The following is a 21,051-nucleotide window of genomic DNA, read 5'->3' as shown; positions in this document are numbered from 1 at the left end:
GGAGAGAGGACGGGCAGCCCTAACAGGTACGCCGTTGAGCAGGTCCCAAATTAACGATTGACCAATGCGGCGAGGCATCGCCCGCCTTGGCAAGCAGCCAGCCAGTTGCGCGCGAACCGTTGCAGTCGCGGTGTTCCGCAGCCTCGCTAGCTCCGCGACATCACAGCCAACAGACGCGAACAGCGCGAGATCGGCTTCGGCCCCGTCAGTTCCCACGCTTCGAAAAGCGCCCGGACGACCTCGCGAGGGCATCCGATGCCGCCGCCAGCCCGGCGTCTCTCCGCCCCGGATGAGCGCTCGCGTATATCGGCGACGAGGGGCCCGGATCTCCATTCTGGCGCTAAACCGCAGTTCCGAAGAGCTTGCCGATCGCTGCCGTCAACGCCATCGCCAGTGCTCCCCAGAAGGTTACGCGCAACACCGAGCGGAGCGGCGCCGCATCGCCCGCTTTGGCACCCAATGCGCCGAGCAGAGCGAGGCTGAGGAGGGACGTGCCGATAACCAGCGGAATAAGCGAGCCGGCCGGGCCAAGCGCGACTGCCAGTAGGGGCGCTGCGGCGCCGACACTGAACGTCGCCGCCGAAGTGAACGCGGCCTGTAGCGGCCGAGCGGACGACAGTTCGGAAATGCCGAGCTCGTCGCGGGCGTGCGCGCCGAGTGCGTCTTTTGCCATCAACTGGTCGGCGACGTGATAGGCGAGGTCCGGAGTGAGACCGCGGGCGACATAGATGCCGGCCAATTCTTCGCGCTCGAACTCCGGCTGATTGCGAAGTTCCCTGCTTTCCTTGAGCAGGTTCGCCCGTTCGCTGTCGGCTTGTGAACTGACCGAGACATATTCTCCTGCGGCCATCGACATCGCGCCCGCAACAAGCGCGGCGACGCCAGCAAGCAGGATCTCTGCTTTGCTGGCCGACGATGCGGCGATGCCGACGACGAGGCTTGCGATCGAGACGATCCCGTCATTGGCTCCGAGCACCGCAGCGCGCAGCCATCCGATACGCATGACGGTGTGACGTTCGACATGAAGTTCCCGACGAGACATGCTGATTGAGTTGCATCGTTCGCACCGCGGTGCATTAGGTAAATCACCGTGCCTGGTAGCGAGAGAGAGGCACGCTCCGGTCGCAGAACTCGTAGCTGCCATCTTCTGCGGGCTCGTGGGACGCGGGGCAATCGTCTTTCCGGCTCTTGTAACAGATCTTTTTCCCGTGGATTGCTTAGCGCCTCGAGAGATAATCAGCACGGACTGACCGCGTGTGTTATGTCCGAGAAACTCGATTCTCGGACATAGTAGTTCGTCAGTTTGGACCCGACTTGAAGCGCCGGGACATCCGCTCGCCATCAGCTCCGAACGTTCCTCGCGACGTTTGGCGCCCTCCGTTTATCGGCAAGCGTCGAAGCCAAACGGAACATTGCCGTCCCGGCCGTGATCGGCGGCCATCGAACGACCTCGAATTGGCCATTATAAAAATTCTTGAAACTTTCGTATCGTGAAAGTATCAGGAATTTTATGAGCTCCCTGGCCTCAGAGGTTACGAAGGCCGGCCTGGGCGGCCGGATCTTCGATGAGCGGCAACTCGCGCGATTGCTGGGCGGTGGGAGCGGACGGCGCTACGCGCTTGTAAATCGTGCGCTGAAGGATGGGTCGCTCATCCGCCTCAAACGTGGAACCTACGCGCTTGGCCGGCCTTTCCGGAGCGATCCGATCCATCCCTTCGCCATGGCGCAGGCCATTCTTCCCGGGAGTTACATCTCCTTCGAAACGGCCCTCTCCCATCATGGCTGGATCCCGGAAGCGGTCTTCGAAACAGCAAGCGTCACCCCTGGGCGCAAGACGATCGTGCACGAGACGCCGGCCATCGGCCGGTTCACCTTTCATCCCCTTGCTATCGCCGAGTATCAGTTCCTGAGAGCGGTCGAGCGATGCGAGCTCGGTCGATCGACGGCTTTCGTCGCCTCTCCGCTTCGCGCGCTCCTTGATCTTGTCGCATTGCGCAAGGAACCTTGGACCGGCCTTCGCTGGGTGACGGAGGGTCTCAGGATCGATGAGCAGCACCTCGGGGGGTTGCGGGAGAAGGATTTCGCGGCGCTGGGAGCCGTCTACAAGCACAAGGCGGTGAACCACTTTCTTCGATCGCTTGAGGAGGCGGTCGTCCAGGCGACCGCCCGGTCAACGGACGAGGCATCGCAATGATCGAAATGATCCAGCAGAAGCTGCGCGGTTATGCCGCCGCGAACGCGATCGAGGAGGAAAACGCCACCAAGGAGATCATTCAGGAGATCGCGCTCTATGGTCTCTGGCGGGCCGATTTCTTCGAGGTAGCCCTATTCCAGGGCGGGACCAGCCTTCGCATTCTTCATGGACTTCCCCGCTTTTCCGAAGATCTCGATTTTCTTCTTCGAGCGCCCGATGCCGCTTTCCGGTGGGACCGCTACCTCGCAACGCTCGTCGACGTCTTCGCGCAATTTGGCCTCAAGCTCGAGGCAGTGCCGAGGGACAGGATGGACAAGGCCATACGCGAAGCGGTGCTCAAGGACGATTCCATCGCAAGCCAGCTAGACCTGAATTTCGCCGGCTCACGCGCCAGGACGATCAAGATCAAGCTCGAAATCGACACCAATCCACCGGTTGGGTCGGGAGAGGAGGGAACGTTCCTCGACTTTCCTGCCGATTACGAAGTCCGCCACCAGGATCTTGCTTCCAACTTCGCGTTGAAAATCCATGCGCTGCTCTGCCGGCCCTATCTCAAGGGGCGGGACTGGTTCGACTTCTCATGGTATATCACCAAGAACACCGCGCCGAACCTCCCGCACCTTCAGGCTGCGCTCGCACAGGCCGGGCCATGGCAGGACGATGCTTCCGCACTCGATGCCGCCTGGCTGCAGGGCAAGCTGGCTTCCAAGATCGCCTCAATCGACTGGCATCTTGCAGCAAGCGACGTGCGCCGTTTCCTTCGTCCGGCCGACGCCAAATCCCTCGATCTCTGGTCCGAACGCTTCTTCCTGGCGAAGCTCGAGAAGATGATGAAGGCCTTGGATCAATGAGCTCAGATCTTCCGGTTCCAAGCGATCCGAATGCAGTGCCTGCCCGACTGCGCGAAGAGATCGATCGCGCGGCGCTCTATGCGCGAAGTTCGCGCGCGCCGTCGACGCAGCGGGCCTACGCGTCCGACTGGCGGGTTTTCGAAGAATGGTGTGATGAGCGCGGCATCGAAAGCCGGCCCGCCTCCCCTGGCGCAGTCGCCACGTTCCTGGCTTTCGAAGCAGACCGAGGTGTCAAGGTTCCGACCATCGGCCGGCGCCTGGCTGCTATCGCCTATCACCATCGACAGTCCGGCTTCGATCCGCCGCAAGAGCAGCCAGGCGCAGGAGCCATCAAGGAAGTCCTCGCCGGCATTCGCACCGCGGTCGGTGTTCGCAAGACGCGCAAGAAGCCCGCCGACGCCGATGCGCTCGACGCCATGCTGAAGACAATCGAAGGCGACGATCTTCGCGCAATCCGCGACCGCGCCGTGCTTGCGATCGGCATGGCGGCGGCGCTGCGGCGTTCTGAGCTCGTCGCCCTGGCCGTCGACGATATCGGACTGGCTCCCGAGGGTCTGCAGCTCTTCATCGGGCGGTCAAAGACGGACCAGGCGGGCGAAGGGGCCGTCATCGCCATTCCTGAAGGGCGTCGTATTCGGCCCAAGGCGCTGTTGCTGGAGTGGATGGTCGCCGCCGGCCACGAAGAAGGACCGTTGTTCCGGCGGCTGACTCGCGCCGATGGACTGACTAGGCAGCCGATGTCCGATCGGGCCGTGGCCCGCCTCGTGCAGCGCTGCGCCGCTGATGCCGGTCTCGATCCCACCCAGTTCGCCGGTCATTCGCTGCGATCAGGGTTCATCACCGAGGCGGCGCGCCAGGGCGCGAGCATCTTCAAGATGCAGGAAGTGAGCCGGCACAAGTCGGTGCAGGTCCTCTCGGAATATGTCCGCGACGCCGAGCGGTTTCGCGACCATGCCGGCGAGAGATTCCTGTAAGCCCAACCAAGCACCAACGGTCAGCGGCGTGCGCTGGTCTCTCTCCGGGCACTCAGGCCGGCAGCAGCTCCTTGAGCGGCACCTCTGCATCGGCCAGCTGCATTCGATCCGGGCTAGTGGCAGCTTCAACCAGCTTGCGGCCCTGGACATAGTCCTTGACCGCGTTGACGCAGTCGAGGGCGATGACCTTGCCGTCCTTGAGATAGACGACCGAGAAGCTGCGCGCCGCCGGATCGCCGCGGACGATCGTCTCGGTGTAGCCGAGCGAGATGCCGGCGGTCTGGAGGCGCAAGTCGTACTGGTTCGACCAGAACCACGGGAAAGCGTGGTAGGGGTGCGCGTCGCCGCAGATCGCCTTGGCGACGCAGGTCCCCATGTCGTTGGCGTTCTGCACCGACTCGACGCGCATCACCGTGCCGCCGGCATAGGCACAGGCGAAGGCGGCGCAGTCGCCGATCGCATAGATGTCGGGCAGCGAAGTGCGGCAGTATTCATCGACGTCGACGCCGTTGCCGCCCGCCGCGCCCGCGGCAATCAGCGGTCCGACCGCGGGCACGATGCCGATGCCGACGATGACCGCGTCGGCGGGGATAACGGTGGCGTCGGCGAGCCTCACGCCGGTGACCCGGCCCTCACCCTCCAGCCCTTCGACCGCGACGCCGGTGCGCAAGTCGACGCCGTGGCCGCGGTGTTCCTTCTCGTAGAAGGCCGACAGCTCCTCGCCGGCGACGCGCGCGAGCACGCGCGGCAGAGCTTCCAAGAGCGTGACCGTACAGCCGAGCTTCGTCAGCACCGCCGCAGCCTCGAGTCCGATGTAGCCGCCGCCGATCACCACGATGTTGCGCACGCCGCCATCGATCTCGCCCATAAGTTGGTCGCAATCGGCGCGAGTGCGGACAGGGTGAAGTCCGGCAAGCTCGCCGCCGGGGCAATTGAGCCGGCGCGGATCGCCGCCGGTCGCCCAGACCAGCGTGCCGTACACCATCTTAGAGCCATTGGAGAGCGTTACCTGCTTGGCGGACGGATAGACCGAGACCACTTCGGTCCCTAGGACCAGATCGACGCCTTTCTCATCCCAGAATGCAGGCGGCCGAATGTAGAGGCGGTCGAAGGTCTTCTCGCGCGCAAAATACTCCTTCGACAGCGGCGGCCGCTCATAGGGCGGCTCAGGCTCGCGCCCGATCATCGCGATCGTGCCGCTGAACCCGTTCTGCCGGAGCGCGATTGCGCACTGCGCGCCGCCGTGGCCCGCCCCGACGATAATCACATCGGCTTGCGTAGAGCTTGTCACTTGCGAGCTATCCTTCCGCTGAGCGCTCCGTGTTTGCCTGTCCATGCCGGCGGCAAGGCAGGCGACCTCGTCATCCCTGGCTCGTTACCAGCCGGCGTGCCTCGAGCTCCTTGCTCCGGAGAGCCGTTCGTACCTCCGCTTCTTCGACGGGGATGCCGGCCGACAGCATATCGCCGAGAAGCTTGCGCACGACATCATCGTCGCCGACCTCCTCGAAGTCGGCCTGGACGACAGTGGCTGCATAAGCGTCGGTTTCGGCTTCCGAGAGCTCCATCCGCTCCGCCGCCCACTCGCCCAGAAGCCGATTGCGGCGTGCCTTTATCCGGAAGCGCAAGTCTTCGTCGCGCACGAACTTGGCTTCCTCGCCGCGTTCCCGGTCATCGAACATGGTCATCAAGTCTTACTCCCTGGCGTCGATGCACTGATCGTATCGGGTCAGCACCTAGAGGGCGCTCTTGAGCCGCTGGTAGGCTTTGCGCAGCTCTTCGGCGAGCGCCGCCAGCGAGGCCTTCACCTGCTCCTTGCTTTCCTGCAGCCGCGCTTCCGCGACGAAATGGTTCCATTTCGCCTCGAGCTCGTTCCACTCCTCGCGCAGCTCCATCTTGCCGAGCTCGACCTGCACTTTCGCCTCATCGCGGAGGCGCGAAAGGTCGCTCTTCAGTTCGTCGATTTTGCTCATCGTCATCCCCTTGGTTTCAGATCCAGCCGTTAGACAGGACCAGAATAGTAACGCCGCCGGGCGCGCTGGCACTACGGGAATTCCCGCAGGCGTCTTCTGCCTAGCCCGTCGTATTGGGGCCAAGGCCGGTGCTCGGGAGCTTCCGGATGATTACGGATGCCGAGGGTCTCCGGTCGCATGCATGATGCCGGCATGACCGAATTCCTGGCGGCGCTCGCCGTCTTTCTTTGCAGCCACAGTATCCCGGCAATGCCGCAGGTCCGGGCAGGCCTCGTGCGGCTCTTCGGCGAGCGGCTCTATCTCGCCGTCTATGCCGCGACATCGCTCCTGATCCTCGCCTGGCTTATCGGTGCAGCGAGACGCGCACCCTTCGTGCCGTTGTGGGATGTATCGGCATCGGCTTACTGGGCACCGCTGCTGGCGATGCCCGCGGCGATCTTCCTCCTTGTCAGCGGGTTGCTCGCGGTGAACCCCTTGTCGGTCGCTCTGCGGAGCAAGGCCTTTGATGTCCGTGCACCCGGAATCGTCGGCATCACCCGCCACCCGGTGCTCTGGGCCTTCGCTATCTGGTCGGCGGCTCACATGGTGCCAAATGGCGACCTCGTCTCCGCGATCCTCTTCGGCGGCTTCATGGTCTTCGCGCTTGCCGCAATGCCGACGATCGACCGCCGGAAATCACGTCAGCTCGGCATGGGCTGGCAGCGGCTTGCCTCCGCAACGTCCGCCCTTCCCTTCGCCGCGACGCTGGCCGGCCGCGGCCTTCCCGCCTGGCCTCGCGGCCAACTGCTCTTGGCGACGGCGATCACCATCACGGCCTATCTGGCCTTGCTCCTGGCTCATGCCGCAATGTTCGGTCCGGACCCGACCGCGGTGCTGCGATGAGGGGCTTGCTGCTGTCCCTGCGCGGCAGTCTGATCTTGACCCTTCAACCGGGCGCTTTGACGACCCATCGCTGGTGATCGAAGGAGTAAGGAGATGGACGATTTCACGCTCGCCCGCGTCGTGCACGTCATCGCCATCCTGTTCTGGATCGGCGGCGTGGCGTTTGTAACGACGGTGCTCATGCCGTCCATTCGGCGCAGCGTTCCTCCCGCTGAACGCCTCGCTTCCTTCCACCGCGTCGAACAGGGATTTGCCTGGCAGGCCAGACTATGGGTGGGCATCGCCGGCGTGTCCGGCCTCTGGATGATCCACCGCGCCGATCTATGGGATCGTTTCGCCGATCCGCGCTTTTGGTGGATGCACGCGATGGTCGCCGTCTGGAGCATTTTCGCTGCGATGCTTTACGTCATCGAGCCACTCTTCCTTCACCGCCGCATGCAGCTCTCTCGGACTCCAGAACGCGATTTCGCGCGGATGGAGCGAATGCACCGTGTGCTGCTTTTGGCCTCGCTCGTCGCGACCGTTGGCGCCATGGCGGGAGCGCACGGGTTGATCTAACACCTTAAACGGCGCGATTTTTGGCGGACGTCAGCCCGGAACTGGCGACGTCGTCAACCTGCGCTTGTAGAGTAAACTTGGCTCGGTCCTGTTTTGCGAGGCAAACGAGGTTCGCTTTCCTACAGCGGCCTTTCTTCCAGCAACTTGCCGCTCAACAGCTCTCGAGCCTCGCTCGCGCCCTCGCTCTGCAAAGTCGCAGGTCCGGCAGCCAGCGGAGTGTCGCCACGCCTCCCATGCAGCTCGATATCCTCGGTCAGCAATTTCATTTCGGCGATTTCCTTCACCTGATCACGCGTGATCCTGTCCGCCAAATAGCGCACTCGCGGATCACGAATGTCAGCTCGTCGCGCATTGTTGATGGCTATGGAATGATGGGGAATCATCGCCCTCATGAAGGCCGTATCATCGACAAGCGCCTGACTGCGGTTCACTGCCAGCAGCGCCATGCTCCCCAAGATCGCTACCCCAAGCACGGCAACTTTAGCGACGTCAGGGCGATACATGCGCCACATGAAGATCAGCATTATCGCTGTCATGACGCAGCCCATTACCAACGAGGAAATGAGACGGGTCAAGCTGAACAACGCGTGATCCCAACTGTAAACAAGTTGGTACATTAGGAAGAACATGATGATCGTCGACGTGACAATCATTGCGGCGAAGCGCCTCCACCCCATGTTTATCTCTGAGTGCTGTTCCATTGCGGCTTCCTGCAGGTTCAGAAGCGAAACTGATCAGGTAACACTTGGTTCTGCACCGGCTCGGGCCGACCTTGGTGCACGCCCCCACCGTCTGGCTACGAAAGGGGCGGCGCTCGACGCACTTCGCCTTGGCGCCCAGGGGTGGGGACGATCTCGAACGTCCCATGATTTTTCTCGCCAGTCGCGAAAATCCGGGAAACCCCCAAGTACGGCGCAGAGCGGAATGCGCTACAGTCGCCAAGATCCGAACGTGCGAGGAGCGATCATGACTCCATTCACATCCACGGCATCGAGATTCGAGACGAGGCTGTCCAGGCCGCGGACCTGGCTGCTTCTCCTCGGTGCCGGCGCTGCCATCTCGATCTTCGGCTGCCTCGCTGGGGGCAACGCCATCGTGACGCGGGCGGCTGTTCCCCACGCATATGGCGGCCTGATGGGTCTGACGGGCTGCTTCGCGCTCCTTCCTGCGATCGTCGCAGCCGAGCCGCCTTGCGGGAAATTCTGGCTGCTCTCCGCAATTCTCTATCTGCTCGCTAGCGTTTGCACGTTCGCCAATCCGGCATTCGACATACGGGAGCTGACGCTGCTGCTTGCAGGTCTCCTCGCAGCGTCGGGGCTGGCGCGCATCGCGGCGGCCATATCCTGGCGCGGCTACGGCTTTGGCTGGCCGGCGCTGTCCGGACTGGCGAGTCTCGCCTTCGCAGCGATGCTCGCCAACAGCTGGCCTGAGCCTGTCTTGAGGCTGCTTGGCCTTGTGCTTGCCGTAGACATCCTTCTGCAGGGCGTCATGCTAATGCTGCTCGCCTATAGTGTGCGGAAAGTTACTACCAGCTAGCGCAAGCGACCCCAGTCGGAACCGGTTGTTGGTCTCAGCACCTTCCGTTCGACCCGTTTGACACGCTTCAATCGCAGCGACACAATGGCTGCCATGCAGCCTTATTGCGTACAGCGTTCACGCCACCATGGAGGGCAGATTCTCGCGGGCATGTAGCCCCGGGCTCTGGCGCGTCCCGAGCCGAGCTCGGGGTTCAAACAAGCTCTATCTTTAGCCCACCGCCTCACCAAGGCGCGTTCGCATTTTGGAAGCGAGAATTCATGACGTACAGCAAGGCGCGCCGTCGACCGCCCATTCACATGATCGATATCGAGGCCGATCGCCTCACCGACCTCGCCCTAGCCGCCGAGGAGCAGAACCCGCCGGTTTCGCGCCTGTTGCTGGACGAGATCGAGCGAGCGAAGATCCATGGTGCGAGCCGCATCGCCAGCGATGTCGTGACCATGCGCTCGACCGTTCGGTTCGTGGATGCCGCGACCGGCAGGGAGCACAGCTATGAACTCGTCTATCCGAATGAGGCGGACATTGCCGCCGGCCGGATATCGATCATGACGCCGGTTGGTGCCGGCCTTATCGGTTTGCGCGAAGGACAGTCGATACTGTGGCCTGACCGTGACGGGCGCGAACGGGAGCTGAAGATCGTCAGCGTGCGCCAGGCTGCTCAGACTTGCTGACCCAGAAAGTGCATGACCCGGAGTCCTACCGTCATAGAGGATCCATCGCGGTTGGCTCGTCGGCATTGGCTGATACAGGTGACGGGGAGCCCCACGACGCGGGGTTCCCCCACCGAACTGGATTAAAAGCGATAGGCGACCCCAGCGCTCAATACCCAGGGGTCGAGCTTGTGGCGCGTCGCCAGCACTTCAGTACCCGACGAATTGGACCAATGCGCAGTCGGGCGCACCCAATAGCGCTTGGCATCAAGGCTCAGGCCGAACCCTGATTGGCCGAGCGCCACATCGACGCCAGCCTGCAGGGCAACGCCCACCTTGTCGTTGAATGCCAATTTGTTGGCGCCGAGCAGTGAGCGTGCGGCCGCGCCAGGCTCTTCATTGAAGAAGATGAAGTAGGCAGGCCCAGCTCCAACATAAGGGTTTAGGCCGCTTTTCGTTGGCAAATGCAGCTTCACCGTAAGCGTCGCCGGTATGATCTTTCGGTCCGCAACGAGTTGGCCGCCCGTGAGCGGCCCCGTGGCAATATCCACGTCATGCTGAGTAAGGCAGCAGATCGTCTCGACCGAGATGTTCGGCGTGATGAAATACTCGATGGACGCTGTCGGCACAAAATTGTCGTCAGCCTTCGTATCCGTGCCGGCCGGTAAGCCCGGATCGACAAGTACCTTATCTAACTTCCCGTCCGGGAGCACGGCCGAACCCAACATCTTTACCTGCCAGCGACCAGCGGCATCGCCCGCGAGCGCGGGCGTCGAAACGGTTATTGCGGCAATGGCAGTGGCCATCAGCGTCAGCTTTTTCATCTTCCCTCATCCGACGTCGCAGCGTCTGCCCCTTGCAGACCAAGTTTTTTGCGACGACCGGAAACGCATCGGCGGATCGCACGCCTCATGCCTTGACCCGGCTCAATATTAGGTTTCATACGTGTCCCGAATATTGCTCGTTATCAAAGTCATCGGCCGCCGCTGGCTGCAAACGTCATAAAGGCCGCCTGTCACCTAATGCGCAGGGCGGACTGAAGTGATGCTTAAGGTTGATTTGAGAAGGGGCGCGAATGAAGCCGATGGCACTCTTCGGATTGGCGGCGATCCTGCCCACATCGCTGAATATTACGCCATCCGCGTCCTTCCTGCTTTCAGCGCAACTATGTGCCAGTGATGGCTCGACCCGCACGATCCCAATCCCCATCGACAGAGAGCCGGCGCCCGCTCAAGGTAAGTCATGCTGCATTGTGGCGTGCCACGCGGATCGAAGCCGGAAGCGGGTACTGCGGGAGCGTTGAGCGGGACGAGAGCCGTCTCTTGTCAGCTTCCCTGCCCGCGATGTGCGATATCCCCGCGATCCTGCGCCGGATCATCATGCTCGTCGAGCAGGATGCGCTCGGCCGCGCCATCGAGATCGTCATATTGGCCATTTCGCATCGACCAATAGAAGGCAGCGAGGCCCAGCAGGCCGAGGAACAACGCAGCTGGAATGAGGATGGTCAGGCCGGTCATCGGGCGGCCTTTCGCAGCCGCAGCGAATTGCCGACAACAATGATCGACGACAGCGACATGGCAAGTGCCGCGACCAGAGGCGTGACCAGTCCGGCCACGGCGAGCGGCACGGCGAGGACATTATATCCGATAGCCATGGCGAAGTTCTCCTTCACAACCCGCATCGTGCGTCTCGCGGTGGCCAAGGCAACGGGCACTGCGGAGAGGGAGTCGCCAAGAAATACCAGGTCGGCGGCGCTTTGACCGACATCGCTCGCGGAGGACGGGGCCATGGAGACGTGAGCGGCATTGAGTGCAGGCCCGTCGTTGAGGCCGTCCCCTACCATCAGGACCCGGCGGCCTTCACTGCCCAATGCCTCGATCATCGCCAGCTTGCCATGCGGATCAAGGTTGCCATGCCCCCGTATCCCCAGCCTAGCGGCAAGCCTGGCGACCCGCCGCTCGTGGTCGCCCGATACTATCGTGGGCTCGAGGCCCAGTCTACTTAGACGGGCAATCGCCTCGGCGGCTTCCGGCCGCAACGCATCCTCGAACCGCAACATACGGATCGGGCCCTCGCCTAACCGAAACGCCGTCGTAAGCGCATGCTGACCGCCCGCGCCTTCGCATTCCTCGTTGCCCCTCTCATCGATGCGACCGAGGAACGCTTGCTCGCCATTCCAAACTGCGGTGACGCCGAGACCCGGGATTTCCTCCGCCTCGGTGACTTGGGCAGCCTGAACGCCGTCGAGAGCTGTGGCCAAGGCGCGGGCGAGCGGGTGAAGGCTGCCGCGCGCCAGAGCCAGCGCAACCTGCTTTTCATCGGCCGAGAGGCCGCCGTCATCGACAAGCCGGGGGCGACCCAATGTGATTGTCCCGGTTTTGTCGAAGAGCGCCACGTCAGCCTGAGCAAGGCGTTCGAGGGCGGCTCCATCGCGGATCAGCACGCCTCCGCGCATCAGTGAGCCGGCAGCGACAACCTGGGCGACCGGGACCGCCAGGCCGAGCGCGCACGGGCAGGTGATGATGAGGACGGCAACGGCGATGAGCACCGCTTGGTGCAATCCGGCTCCGGCGATGAGCCAACCAACGAGCGAGAGCGCGGCAAGGAGGTGTACTGCTGGAGCATAATAGCGCGCGGCTCGATCAGCGAGCCGGACGTAGCGCGACTTCGCTCCGCTTGCTGCTTCCATCAACCGCGCGATACCGGCAATCGCCGTTCGTTCGCCCGCTGCGCTGACTTTCACCGTTAGCGGAGCGGCAAGATTGATCGTGCCGGCGAGGACGGCGTCACCTACCCCGACATAATCCGGTGCGCTTTCCCCTGTGACCAGTGCTCGATCGACGCTCGACGCCCCGCTCATGATCATGCCGTCCGCCGCGAACGTCTCCCCCGCCGCGACAAGAAGCGTCATGCCGGGTGCGATCTCTTCGGCATCGCGCCACTCGCTCGCACCGTCTTTCGTCATCACGAGCCCGCGCGGCGCCCGCTGGCGCTGGAGCGCGGCGACCCCGTTCTCCGCACGTACGCGCATCACACTGTCCAGGAATCGGCCAGCCAGCAGGAAGAACAACAGCATCACCGCCCCGTCGAAATAGGCGTGAGGACCGCTGATAATCGTCTCATAGAGGCTGACGGCGCAGGCGAGCGTCACGCCGATGCTGATCGGCACGTCCATGTTGGTGCGGCCGTGACGAAGCGCGCTCCAGGCGCTGCGGAAGAAAGGCCGGCCCGCATAGGCCACTGCGGGCAAGGCGATCAGCGCCGACAGCCAGTGGAATAGATCGCGCGTCGCACCTTGCGCGCCGGACCAGACGCTGACCGACAGCAGCATGATGTTCATCGCCGAAAAGCCGGCGACGCCGAGCGCGATGCCAAGCTCGCGGCTTTCCGGCGCGCTGCGCGTTTCCTCATCGCCAAGCAGGCGTTCGGCCGGGAAACCTATCTTGCCAATGACCTCCCGCAACTGTTCGTCGGCCAGACTGTCCGAATGCGCGATGGCGACCCGGCGCTTGGTGAAGTTCACCCTGGCGCTGATCACGCCGTCCGTTCGCGCGAGGCCACCCTCGAGCTTCGCGATGCAGCCTGCGCAGTGGAGCCCGGGTACGCTGAATGTACTGGTGACCGCAGTCACGCGGGTACATCCTTGACGAACCGGGCTGTCTCTTCGCCGCTTCGCAGCTCGAGACGCACCCGCCAGCGTCCGGGCGGCAACGGCTCGGTCGATCGCCAAGCGCCGTCGCTCGATTTTGTGAAGTTGAGCAGCTGATCGGGAGCCCGGCCGAGCGGGTGCTCCGCCAGACCTGTAAGCGTCCCCCCTTGCGGCGTGGATCTGACCTGGATGGTCCGGCCGTCGCCCATTTTCAGGTCGATCGACCAGCCCAGATCATCCTGTGCCCGGGCCTCGGCCAGCCAGCGGTTGTAGTTCTGGCTGGCGACGTAGGAATTCTCCACGACCGTACCGCCGAACGTGGAAACAGCGAAACGCGCCATGATCAGGTTCACGGCGATGATCGTGCCGAACATCCCGAGCATAACGAACAGCATATGGCGTCCGGTGAATTCGCGCCTCATCGATCGCTCTCCGGCCCTTCGAACACGGTGCTTTCGCGGTCCGTGGCTCCTTCGCCATCAGTGGCCCGAATGACGAAATCGAAATCCTGCTGACTGCGTTCCGGCGCCGCCACGTACACGCGCGTCTTGCGGGTCTGGTCCGGTCCGATCGGGATCGTCACCGTTGCGCCGGCGGCCCTGCGCGCCTCGGCGTCGGTCCAGATCGCGGCGCCTGGCAGGCCTTGGATGGACAAGATCACCGAACGCGGCCGCGCCTCCATGTTGCGGACGTTGATCGTGTAGGCGTTGCGCACCATGCCGTCCGACAGCTGCACCCAGATCGGATTGCGCTCCATGCGCACGCTGAGGTCTAGCCGCGTGCGCGACCCGAGAGCGAACAGCATCGCGAGACCTATGGAGCCCCAGATCATGAAATAGATGAGGGTGCGCGGACGGAAAAGACGCTTGAGCGGCGGCTCGGGCGTCTTGCCATTGCCGGCCAGGAGCTCGTCGGCGACGGTGGAATAGCCGATAAGCTTTTTGGGCCGACCGATCTTCTCCATGATATCGTCACAAGCATCGATGCACAGGCCGCAGGTGATACAGCCGATCTGCGGACCATTCCTAATATCGATGCCGGTCGGGCACACCGCCACGCAATTGTTGCAGTCGATGCAGTCTCCGACGATCCGGGGGTTGTTGTCGGGGTCGGACGTAATCGCCACGCGTGAGGGCAAGCCATACTGAGCCTGAGCGCCCAATTCGCCATCAGGCTGGTGCACCGCGGGACCAGCGCGCTTGATGCCGTGGGTCCGGGGCTCGCCGCGCCACGCCTTGTAAGTCACCATGAGCGACTTCTCGTCGAGCATCGCTCCCTGGATGCGCGGCCAGGGACAGCCGTAGATGCAGAATTGCTCGCGCATCAGGCCGCCCAAGATGTAGGTCGTCGCCGTCAGAAGCCCGATCGTGAACCATGCCTGATAAGGCGCGTCCAGGTCCCATAGCTGACGCGCCAGCGTTGGCGCATCGGCGAAGTAGAAAATCCAGGCGCCGCCCGTCGCCACGGCGATCAGCAGCCAGATCGCGTGCTTGGTCACGCGCTTGGCGAATTTGGAAAGCCCCCAGGGTGCTTTCTCAAGACGCAGTTGCGCGTTGCGGTCACCTTCGATCGCCCGCTCGACATGCTGGAACAGGTCGGTCCAGACGGTCTGCGGACAGGCATAGCCGCACCATGCCCGGCCCACAGCCGAGGTCACGAGGAAAAGCCCGATACCCGCCATAATCAGGAGGCCGGCGACGTAGTAGAACTCGTGCGGCCAGATCTCGATCGAGAACATGTAGAAACGGCGGTTGGCGATGTCGACGAGCACTGCCTGATCCGGCGCATAGGGCCCGCGATCCCAACGCAACCACGGCGTGACGTAGTAGATCGTCAGCGTGACGGCCATGACCAGCCATTTGAATCGACGGAATGGTCCGTCGATTGCCTTGGGGAAGACCTTCTGCCGCTTCTCGAACAGCTGCTGCTTGGGGCCGGTCAGATCATCTGGGCTGGACATTGCTCTTGGCCGCTTGGGAGGGAGCCGCTTGCGGCGCCGCGGATGCGGCGGCGCTTGGCGCAGGCTCGGGAATGAAATCCTCGCCGCCCCCCAGCGAGTGAACATAGGCCGCCAGCATCTTGACCGTGACCGGATCGAGGCGTGCGCCCCAGGCCGGCATGACGCCGTAGCGGGAATTGTTGATCGTCTGCGCGACCGTCTCCCGGTCGCCTCCGTACATCCAGATACGATCGGTCAGATTGGGCGCTCCCAACTTTCGGTCGCCTCCGCCTTGAGCGCCGTGGCACACCGCGCAATTGTCGGCAAACAGCTTCGCTCCCCGCTGCGACGCCGGACTCGCCTTCTCCTGGCGAGAGATGACGCGCACATGGCTGACCACATCCTCGACCTGCTCGGGCGTGAGGATGCCGTCACGTCCGAACGCCGGCATCAGCGACATGCGCGTCTCTTCATGGCCTGGCTGACGGATGCCGTGAACCAGGGTCGTGTGGATCTCCTTGATGTCGCCGCCCCAGAGCCAGTCGTCGTCATTGAGGTTGGGATAGCCCTTGCTCCCCGCCGCGCCCGAGCCGTGACACTGAACGCAATGCACTTTGAAGGCTGCGCGGCCGCCTTCGACCGCGGCCTGCATCAGCCGCGAGTCCTCATTGAGCCGTTCGATGGGAATGCGCGCCAGGGCCAGCTGCAAGGGCGCCTTGCGGATGCGCTCGGCTTCTTCCTCGCCTGCAAGCTGCTCGCGGCTCGACCAGCCGAGCAGGCCCGTGGTCGCCGAGTTGACGAGCGGCCAGGCCGGATACAACACCGTATAGACGATACCCCACAGGATCGTCGCATAGAGCGTCCACAGCCACCAGCGCGGCATGGGGGTGTCGAGCTCTTCGATCCCGTCCCACTCGTGCCCGACCGTGGGCGTTCCCGTCGCCTCATCGATCCGCTTGTCAGCCATCGTCTTCCTCCAGGATCGAACGGGCGGCGCGGTCCTGCCGGGAACGGGCACCCTTGCGGAAAGTCCAGCCGACCAGGACCAGAAACAGGATCGCCATGAGCACCAGGCCCCAGCTGTCGGCAAAATGGCGCAATGCGTCGTAGGTCATCGCCGCCGCTCCTGCGCCGCGGCTGCGTTCGTATCGACGAGCGTGCCGAGCATCTGCAGATAGGCAACCACAGCATCCATTTCGGTCAGCTTCGATGGATCTCCGTCGAAGTCGCGCACTTGGGACTTGGGATAGCGCTTGGCGAGATCGGCCGCGTCGCCATCGGGAGATGCTTGCTGCTTAAGATCAGCCTCGGCATTCTCGATCATGGTCTCGGTATAAGGCACGCCGACCTTGCGCAGTGCGCCGAGCTTTCCGTCGATGCCTTTGAGATCGAGTTCGGTCTCCGCCAGGAACGCGTAGGTCGGCATGATGGATTCGGGCACGACCGAGCGCGGGTCCTTCAAGTGCTGGACATGCCATTCATCCGAGTAGCGCCCGCCCACTCGCGCCAGATCGGGACCTGTGCGCTTGGATCCCCATTGGAAAGGATGATCGTACATGGATTCGGCGGCAAGGCTGTAATGGCCATAGCGCTCCACCTCATCGCGGAAGGGGCGTATCATCTGGCTATGGCAGGTGTAGCAGCCCTCGCGTACATAGATGTCGCGACCGGCCTGCTCGAGCGGCGTGTAAGGCCGCACGCCTTCCACCTTCTCGACTGTGGAGTCGATCCAGAAGAGGGGCGCGATCTCCACGATGCCGCCGATCGCAACCGCGATGAATGCGAAGACGCTGAGAAGAGTGACATTGCGCTCCAGCTTCTTGTGCTGGGTGGCGAGCTGCGATGACATCAGGCGTTTCCCTTCATTCGGCCGGCGTCGCAGCCGGCGCGATCGGCCGGTCGGCTTCGGGATTGTAGGTGGGGCTCGACATGGGCGCTTCCTTGCGAAGCCGGCCCGCGATGGTCATCCACACGTTGTAGACCATAATCAGGGCGCCCAGGAGGTAGAGCAGACCGCCGAGGACGCGGATAGCATAGTAGGGCTTCATGGCGGCCACGATCTCGGCAAAGGCGTAGACGAGATAGCCGTCGGCGCCATATTCGCGGGCCATCAAGCCTTGCGTGATGCCGGCAACCCAAAGCGCCGCCGCGTAGAGCACGAGCCCAAGCGTCGCGAGCCAAAAATGCCAGTTGACCATGCGCAGCGAGTAAAGTCGCTCGCGACCCCATAGCCGCGGAACGAGATAGTACAGCGCCGCGAAGGTGATCATGCCATTCCAGCCCAGCGCGCCCGAATGCACATGGCCGATCGTCCACTCGGTGTAGTGGGACAGCGAGTTCACCGCCTTGATCGAAAGCATGGGCCCCTCGAACGTCGCCATGCCGTAGAAGGCCAGCGCGAAGACCATCATGCGGATGATCGGATCTGTGCGGATCTTGTCCCAAGCGCCGTTCAGCGTCATCAGACCGTTGATCATCCCGCCCCAGCTCGGCATCCACAGCACGACCGAGAAGACCATGCCCAGCGTTTGAGCCCAGTCGGGCAGCGCCGTATAATGGAGATGGTGCGGACCCGCCCAGATGTAGAGGAAGATCAGGCTCCAGAAGTGGATGATCGAGAGCCGGTAGCTGTAGATCGGCCGCTCGGCCTGCTTGGGCACGAAGTAATACATCATCGCCAGGAAACCGGCGGTGAGGAAGAACCCCACCGCATTGTGACCGTACCACCATTGCGTCAGCGCATCCTGCACGCCCGCAAAGGCGGAGTAGCTCTTCGAGCCGAAAAGGCTTGCGGGCACCGCCAGATTGTTCACGATGTGCAGCATCGCGATGGTGATGATGAAGCTGAGATAGAACCAGTTCGCGACGTAGATGTGCGGTTCGGTCCGGCGCAGCAGCGTTCCGACGAAGACGACGAAATAGGCGACCCAGACGATCGTCAGCCACAGGTCCACATACCATTCGGGCTCGGCATATTCGCGACTGGCGGTAACACCCATCAGATAGCCGGTCGCGGCGAGGACGATGAACAGCTGATAGCCCCAGAACACGAAACGGGCGAGCGCGGGGAACGCGAGGCGCGCGCGGCAGGTGCGCTGTACGACGTAGAAGCTCGTCGCGATGAGCGCGTTGCCGCCGAACGCGAAGATGACAGCCGACGTGTGAAGCGGCCTCATTCGTCCGAAACTGAACCATGGCTCGAGGTTCAAAGACGGAATGACCATCTGAGTCGCGATCACGACGCCGACGAGGAAACCAACCACGCCCCAGAACAGAGTGGCAATGACGCCGAGCCGGATCAGATCATCGTCATAGCGGGTAACGTCGGGCATGGTCGCGGGCTTAAAGCCCGACAAAACCTGGAAATCCGCCTTTACCATGGTGATCCAGGCGATCAGCAAGGCCGTGGCCGATACGATCGCCATATGGACTGAGAATCCCGCATCCATGGCGAGCGCGCAGGCGAAAAGCGCCAGTATCGCCAGCAATAGCCAAGCGCCCACCTTGAAGAGTAGTTCGTCCATTCTCGCCGTCCTTTGATTCTGCTTCAGGGCCGCGCCGCGTAGGGATCGGTTCGCGTTTCATTCGAGCCGATGGTGCGCGACGCCACCAGGGCGAAGATCCCGAGGGCCCCGATGGTGGCGAGGACGTTGATCGCGAGCACGATCCGCACCGTCCCGCGGCTGGCTGAAGGCCTCCGCTTGCGCCCAGGCGCGACCTCGTTGTTCGGCGTGTCCGTGAGCCGGGCAACGTCGCGCGCGCGTAGAAGCAGCCAGGCCCCGCTCGCTACGGCCACGATCCCGAGTACGCCGATGATTATGCCCCACATTCCAATCGGCAGACTCATGATCGCAACTCCCTTCCAGTCGGCTGCTGCCGATCGACGGCAAAGAAGCTAATATGGGTTTGCCAGCCGCCCTGTTCCCTTACCGCGAGAATGCGCCGGGAACACGACACTGATGTTGCGGTGACAGGTGAACGGGAAGACCGGCGCATAATAAACCCTTCGACACACGGCACGCGTGATCACTCGCGCCGCAGTTGACCGTCAGGCTCCTTCCCTTGATTGCTCCCTAGCACACTGTGAGAGCGTACCAGAACCAGGCGACCTTTTCCTCATCCGGTCGTCTCCAGGTTCGAACAATCCGATAGCGGCGCCTTTGAAGCCGATCTTTGTTTCAAATCAATATTCTGGTCAACCGCGCCTGGTGGCCTGCCATCCGTCGAGTGAAGTTGGCTCTAAATCGCGCCATGCAATTCGGCGACAAATTTGACGCGCCTCAAGGAGAGAATCGCATCGAATCCTCAAAATCACGAAATGTGGTCCTATCATCCTGATTTACTGGCGGCGCCCGTTCCGCGCTACACCAGCTATCCTACCGCTGCGGAATTCGATGACGACGTGGGTGGACCGGACCTTGTCGCAGCGCTTGCTCAAGTCACAGGCGAGGTTTCGGTCTACGTACATATACCCTTTTGCGAGACGATATGCTGGTATTGCGGCTGCAATACCGGACGCGCCAATCGCGGGCACAGGCTGACGACCTATCTCGAAGCTCTGCATAGGGAAGTTTCCCTCGTTGGCCAGCTGCTGCCGAAAACGGCGTATGTCCGACGTATTTCGTTCGGGGGCGGCAGTCCAAACGCCATAGCGCCTGCGGATTTCGTGCGCCTCTTCCTTTCGCTGACCGACGCATTCCATCTCGACGATCCCCTCGTCTCGGTGGAGCTCGACCCCCGGACGTTAACCGCCGGCTGGGCTCGCGCGATGGCTGGCATAGGCGTTCACAACGCCAGCCTCGGCGTCCAGACATTCGACGCACGGCTGCAGCAGGCGATTGGGCGGATTCAACCTGTACAGGACATCGAGCGGTGCACATCTCTCCTGCGCGAAGCGGGAATCACGTCGCTTAATTACGACTTGATGTACGGTCTCCCGGGACAGACCGAAGATCAGCTCGCCGCGACCCTCACCCGCGCAGTTGAGTTCGGCGCCGACAGGATCGCGCTGTTCGGCTACGCCCATGTTCCACACCTGATCGCGCGTCAGCGGCGGATCAATGCGGATGCCCTGCCCGATCAGGACACGCGATTCCGATTGGCAATGTCAGGATACCAATTCCTGACTCAGCACGGCTATATCCCGGTAGGATTTGACCATTTTGCCCTGCCAGACGACCCGCTGGCCCAAGCGGCGACCAACGGTCGGCTGCACCGAAACTTCCAAGGCTTCACCGATGACGAAGCACCGGTCCTGATCGGCCTTGGAGCGTCCGCGATCAGCAGCTTCCCAGGCCTTTTGATCCAGAATGAGAAGAATGCCGGGCGTTATCGCATGATGCTTTCGCAAGATCACCTGCCAGGATCTCGGGGGATTCGGCGAAACGCTGAGGATCAGCGATGCGGCGGTATAATCGAGGCGCTGCTCTGTCATGGACGCGTGGAACTTCCCCTCGACATGCGACTGGAAGCCGAAAGCCGGCTCCGTCGTTTTGCCGCTGTGGGTATCGTTCGCTTCGAAGGCGACATGCTCGTTATTCCGCCCGAAGCCCTCCCCTATGCCCGCACCATAGCGGCAGTGTTCGATCCATACCGCCATGAGGCGGGGCGAAAGTTCAGCTCCGCAGTCTGAGCTCAGGAAAACTACTAATAGGACCACTGCCTCGCGTTCCCGATAGGTCGGGGTGACACGTTCGTGGGGAAGTGAAGCCGTTATGAAGTAAGCGCCGACGGAAGGCGGCATTGACGCGGCCTGTCAGGCTTTCCGGCGTGTCCGTGGCGCCCATTTTTTCGCGAGCGCTTCCAGCCTTGCCTCGATCAGGGGGATATCGGGCTGGGCGTTGGG

23 protein-coding genes are annotated in these 21,051 nt (G+C 62.7%); 8 read left to right on the top strand and 15 right to left on the bottom strand.

Annotation, left to right across the window (positions count from 1 at the left end; all coding sequences use genetic code 11):
• Window positions 1-340 precede the first annotated feature (340 nt).
• A complete protein-coding gene (locus ACFQ24_RS07070; RefSeq protein WP_380910060.1) occupies window positions 341-1,042 on the bottom strand; it encodes a VIT1/CCC1 transporter family protein in 702 nt (233 codons plus the stop codon).
• Window positions 1,043-1,510: 468 nt separating this feature from the next.
• Here ACFQ24_RS07070 and ACFQ24_RS07065 point away from each other — a divergent pair, with 468 nt between their 5' ends.
• Genes ACFQ24_RS07065 through ACFQ24_RS07055 form a run of 3 tightly spaced genes read left to right on the top strand, consistent with a single transcriptional unit; the run spans window position 1,511 to window position 4,019 of the window.
• A complete protein-coding gene (locus ACFQ24_RS07065) occupies window positions 1,511-2,194 on the top strand; it encodes a type IV toxin-antitoxin system AbiEi family antitoxin domain-containing protein (RefSeq protein WP_380910044.1) in 684 nt (227 codons plus the stop codon).
• Complete coding sequence (locus ACFQ24_RS07060) at window positions 2,191-3,045, top strand: nucleotidyl transferase AbiEii/AbiGii toxin family protein (RefSeq protein ID WP_380910042.1); 855 nt, start codon at window positions 2,191-2,193, stop codon at window positions 3,043-3,045. The genes ACFQ24_RS07065 and ACFQ24_RS07060 overlap by 4 nt, the downstream gene beginning before the upstream one ends.
• A complete protein-coding gene (locus ACFQ24_RS07055; RefSeq protein ID WP_380910040.1) occupies window positions 3,042-4,019 on the top strand; it encodes a site-specific integrase in 978 nt (325 codons plus the stop codon). Before ACFQ24_RS07060 ends, ACFQ24_RS07055 begins: the two co-directional genes overlap by 4 nt.
• A 52-nt stretch (window positions 4,020-4,071) precedes the next feature.
• Here the strand turns inward: ACFQ24_RS07055 and ACFQ24_RS07050 are convergent, their stop codons facing one another.
• From ACFQ24_RS07050 to ACFQ24_RS07040, 3 genes are read right to left on the bottom strand one after another with little or no spacing between them, the layout of a single operon-like run.
• Window positions 4,072-5,355, bottom strand: coding sequence for an NAD(P)/FAD-dependent oxidoreductase (locus tag ACFQ24_RS07050; RefSeq protein ID WP_380910038.1), 1,284 nt, complete (start codon window positions 5,353-5,355; stop codon window positions 4,072-4,074).
• A 25-nt stretch (window positions 5,356-5,380) separates the two neighbouring features.
• A complete protein-coding gene (locus ACFQ24_RS07045; protein WP_380910036.1) occupies window positions 5,381-5,704 on the bottom strand; it encodes a DUF1476 domain-containing protein in 324 nt (107 codons plus the stop codon).
• A 48-nt stretch (window positions 5,705-5,752) separates the two neighbouring features.
• Window positions 5,753-5,989, bottom strand: a complete 237-nt coding sequence (locus ACFQ24_RS07040; RefSeq protein ID WP_021227168.1) for a hypothetical protein — start codon at window positions 5,987-5,989, stop codon at window positions 5,753-5,755.
• 192 nt (window positions 5,990-6,181) lie between these two features.
• On the opposite strand from ACFQ24_RS07040, the gene ACFQ24_RS07035 reads away from it, so the two are divergent.
• Together ACFQ24_RS07035 and ACFQ24_RS07030 are read left to right on the top strand one after the other, a co-directional pair.
• The gene (locus ACFQ24_RS07035) at window positions 6,182-6,871 is read left to right on the top strand and encodes an NnrU family protein (protein ID WP_380910034.1); all 690 of its coding nucleotides are present in this window, start codon (window positions 6,182-6,184) and stop codon (window positions 6,869-6,871) included.
• A gap of 93 nt (window positions 6,872-6,964) precedes the next feature.
• Complete coding sequence (locus ACFQ24_RS07030; protein ID WP_380910032.1) at window positions 6,965-7,429, top strand: hypothetical protein; 465 nt, start codon at window positions 6,965-6,967, stop codon at window positions 7,427-7,429.
• A 119-nt stretch (window positions 7,430-7,548) separates the two neighbouring features.
• Here ACFQ24_RS07030 and ACFQ24_RS07025 read toward each other — a convergent pair whose 3' ends face one another.
• Window positions 7,549-8,130, bottom strand: a complete 582-nt coding sequence (locus ACFQ24_RS07025; protein ID WP_380910031.1) for a DUF305 domain-containing protein — start codon at window positions 8,128-8,130, stop codon at window positions 7,549-7,551.
• Window positions 8,131-8,395: 265 nt separating this feature from the next.
• Between ACFQ24_RS07025 and ACFQ24_RS07020 the strand changes: the two genes are divergently transcribed.
• On the top strand, window positions 8,396-8,965 hold the full coding sequence (locus tag ACFQ24_RS07020; protein ID WP_380910029.1) for an HdeD family acid-resistance protein: 570 nt from the start codon (window positions 8,396-8,398) through the stop codon (window positions 8,963-8,965).
• 260 nt (window positions 8,966-9,225) lie between these two features.
• Complete coding sequence (rnk, locus tag ACFQ24_RS07015) at window positions 9,226-9,639, top strand: nucleoside diphosphate kinase regulator (protein ID WP_380910027.1); 414 nt, start codon at window positions 9,226-9,228, stop codon at window positions 9,637-9,639.
• Window positions 9,640-9,761: 122 nt separating this feature from the next.
• Here rnk and ACFQ24_RS07010 read toward each other — a convergent pair whose 3' ends face one another.
• The 10 genes from ACFQ24_RS07010 to ACFQ24_RS06965 form a co-directional block, all read right to left on the bottom strand.
• Window positions 9,762-10,442: an OmpW/AlkL family protein gene (locus ACFQ24_RS07010; RefSeq protein WP_380910025.1), complete on the bottom strand. Its 681-nt coding sequence runs from the start codon at window positions 10,440-10,442 to the stop codon at window positions 9,762-9,764.
• Between the two features lie 501 nt (window positions 10,443-10,943).
• A complete protein-coding gene (gene ccoS, locus ACFQ24_RS07005; RefSeq protein ID WP_380910023.1) occupies window positions 10,944-11,135 on the bottom strand; it encodes a cbb3-type cytochrome oxidase assembly protein CcoS in 192 nt (63 codons plus the stop codon).
• Window positions 11,132-13,249, bottom strand: a complete 2,118-nt coding sequence (locus ACFQ24_RS07000; RefSeq protein WP_380910021.1) for a heavy metal translocating P-type ATPase — start codon at window positions 13,247-13,249, stop codon at window positions 11,132-11,134. The genes ccoS and ACFQ24_RS07000 overlap by 4 nt, the downstream gene beginning before the upstream one ends.
• The gene (locus ACFQ24_RS06995; protein WP_380910019.1) at window positions 13,246-13,689 is read right to left on the bottom strand and encodes a FixH family protein; all 444 of its coding nucleotides are present in this window, start codon (window positions 13,687-13,689) and stop codon (window positions 13,246-13,248) included. The genes ACFQ24_RS07000 and ACFQ24_RS06995 overlap by 4 nt, the downstream gene beginning before the upstream one ends.
• On the bottom strand, window positions 13,686-15,227 hold the full coding sequence (locus ACFQ24_RS06990) for a 4Fe-4S dicluster domain-containing protein (protein WP_380910058.1): 1,542 nt from the start codon (window positions 15,225-15,227) through the stop codon (window positions 13,686-13,688). The genes ACFQ24_RS06995 and ACFQ24_RS06990 overlap by 4 nt, the downstream gene beginning before the upstream one ends.
• Complete coding sequence (ccoP, locus tag ACFQ24_RS06985; protein WP_380910017.1) at window positions 15,211-16,173, bottom strand: cytochrome-c oxidase, cbb3-type subunit III; 963 nt, start codon at window positions 16,171-16,173, stop codon at window positions 15,211-15,213. The genes ACFQ24_RS06990 and ccoP overlap by 17 nt, the downstream gene beginning before the upstream one ends.
• Complete coding sequence (locus tag ACFQ24_RS06980) at window positions 16,166-16,321, bottom strand: cbb3-type cytochrome c oxidase subunit 3 (RefSeq protein ID WP_380910015.1); 156 nt, start codon at window positions 16,319-16,321, stop codon at window positions 16,166-16,168. Before ACFQ24_RS06980 ends, ccoP begins: the two co-directional genes overlap by 8 nt.
• Window positions 16,318-17,055, bottom strand: coding sequence for a cytochrome-c oxidase, cbb3-type subunit II (gene ccoO / locus ACFQ24_RS06975; protein ID WP_380910013.1), 738 nt, complete (start codon window positions 17,053-17,055; stop codon window positions 16,318-16,320). Before ccoO ends, ACFQ24_RS06980 begins: the two co-directional genes overlap by 4 nt.
• A 13-nt stretch (window positions 17,056-17,068) precedes the next feature.
• Window positions 17,069-18,730, bottom strand: coding sequence for a cytochrome-c oxidase, cbb3-type subunit I (gene ccoN, locus ACFQ24_RS06970; RefSeq protein ID WP_380910011.1), 1,662 nt, complete (start codon window positions 18,728-18,730; stop codon window positions 17,069-17,071).
• Between the two features lie 23 nt (window positions 18,731-18,753).
• Window positions 18,754-19,053, bottom strand: a complete 300-nt coding sequence (locus ACFQ24_RS06965; RefSeq protein WP_380910009.1) for a hypothetical protein — start codon at window positions 19,051-19,053, stop codon at window positions 18,754-18,756.
• Between the two features lie 471 nt (window positions 19,054-19,524).
• Between ACFQ24_RS06965 and hemN the strand changes: the two genes are divergently transcribed.
• The gene (hemN, locus tag ACFQ24_RS06960) at window positions 19,525-20,838 is read left to right on the top strand and encodes an oxygen-independent coproporphyrinogen III oxidase (protein ID WP_380910056.1); all 1,314 of its coding nucleotides are present in this window, start codon (window positions 19,525-19,527) and stop codon (window positions 20,836-20,838) included.
• Window positions 20,839-21,051: the final 213 nt, after the last annotated feature.

The sequence above is a fragment of the Sphingobium olei genome (assembly GCF_042678845.1).
Lineage (GTDB): Bacteria > Pseudomonadota > Alphaproteobacteria > Sphingomonadales > Sphingomonadaceae > Sphingobium > Sphingobium olei.
This window is presented reverse-complemented; position numbering and strand designations above follow the sequence as displayed.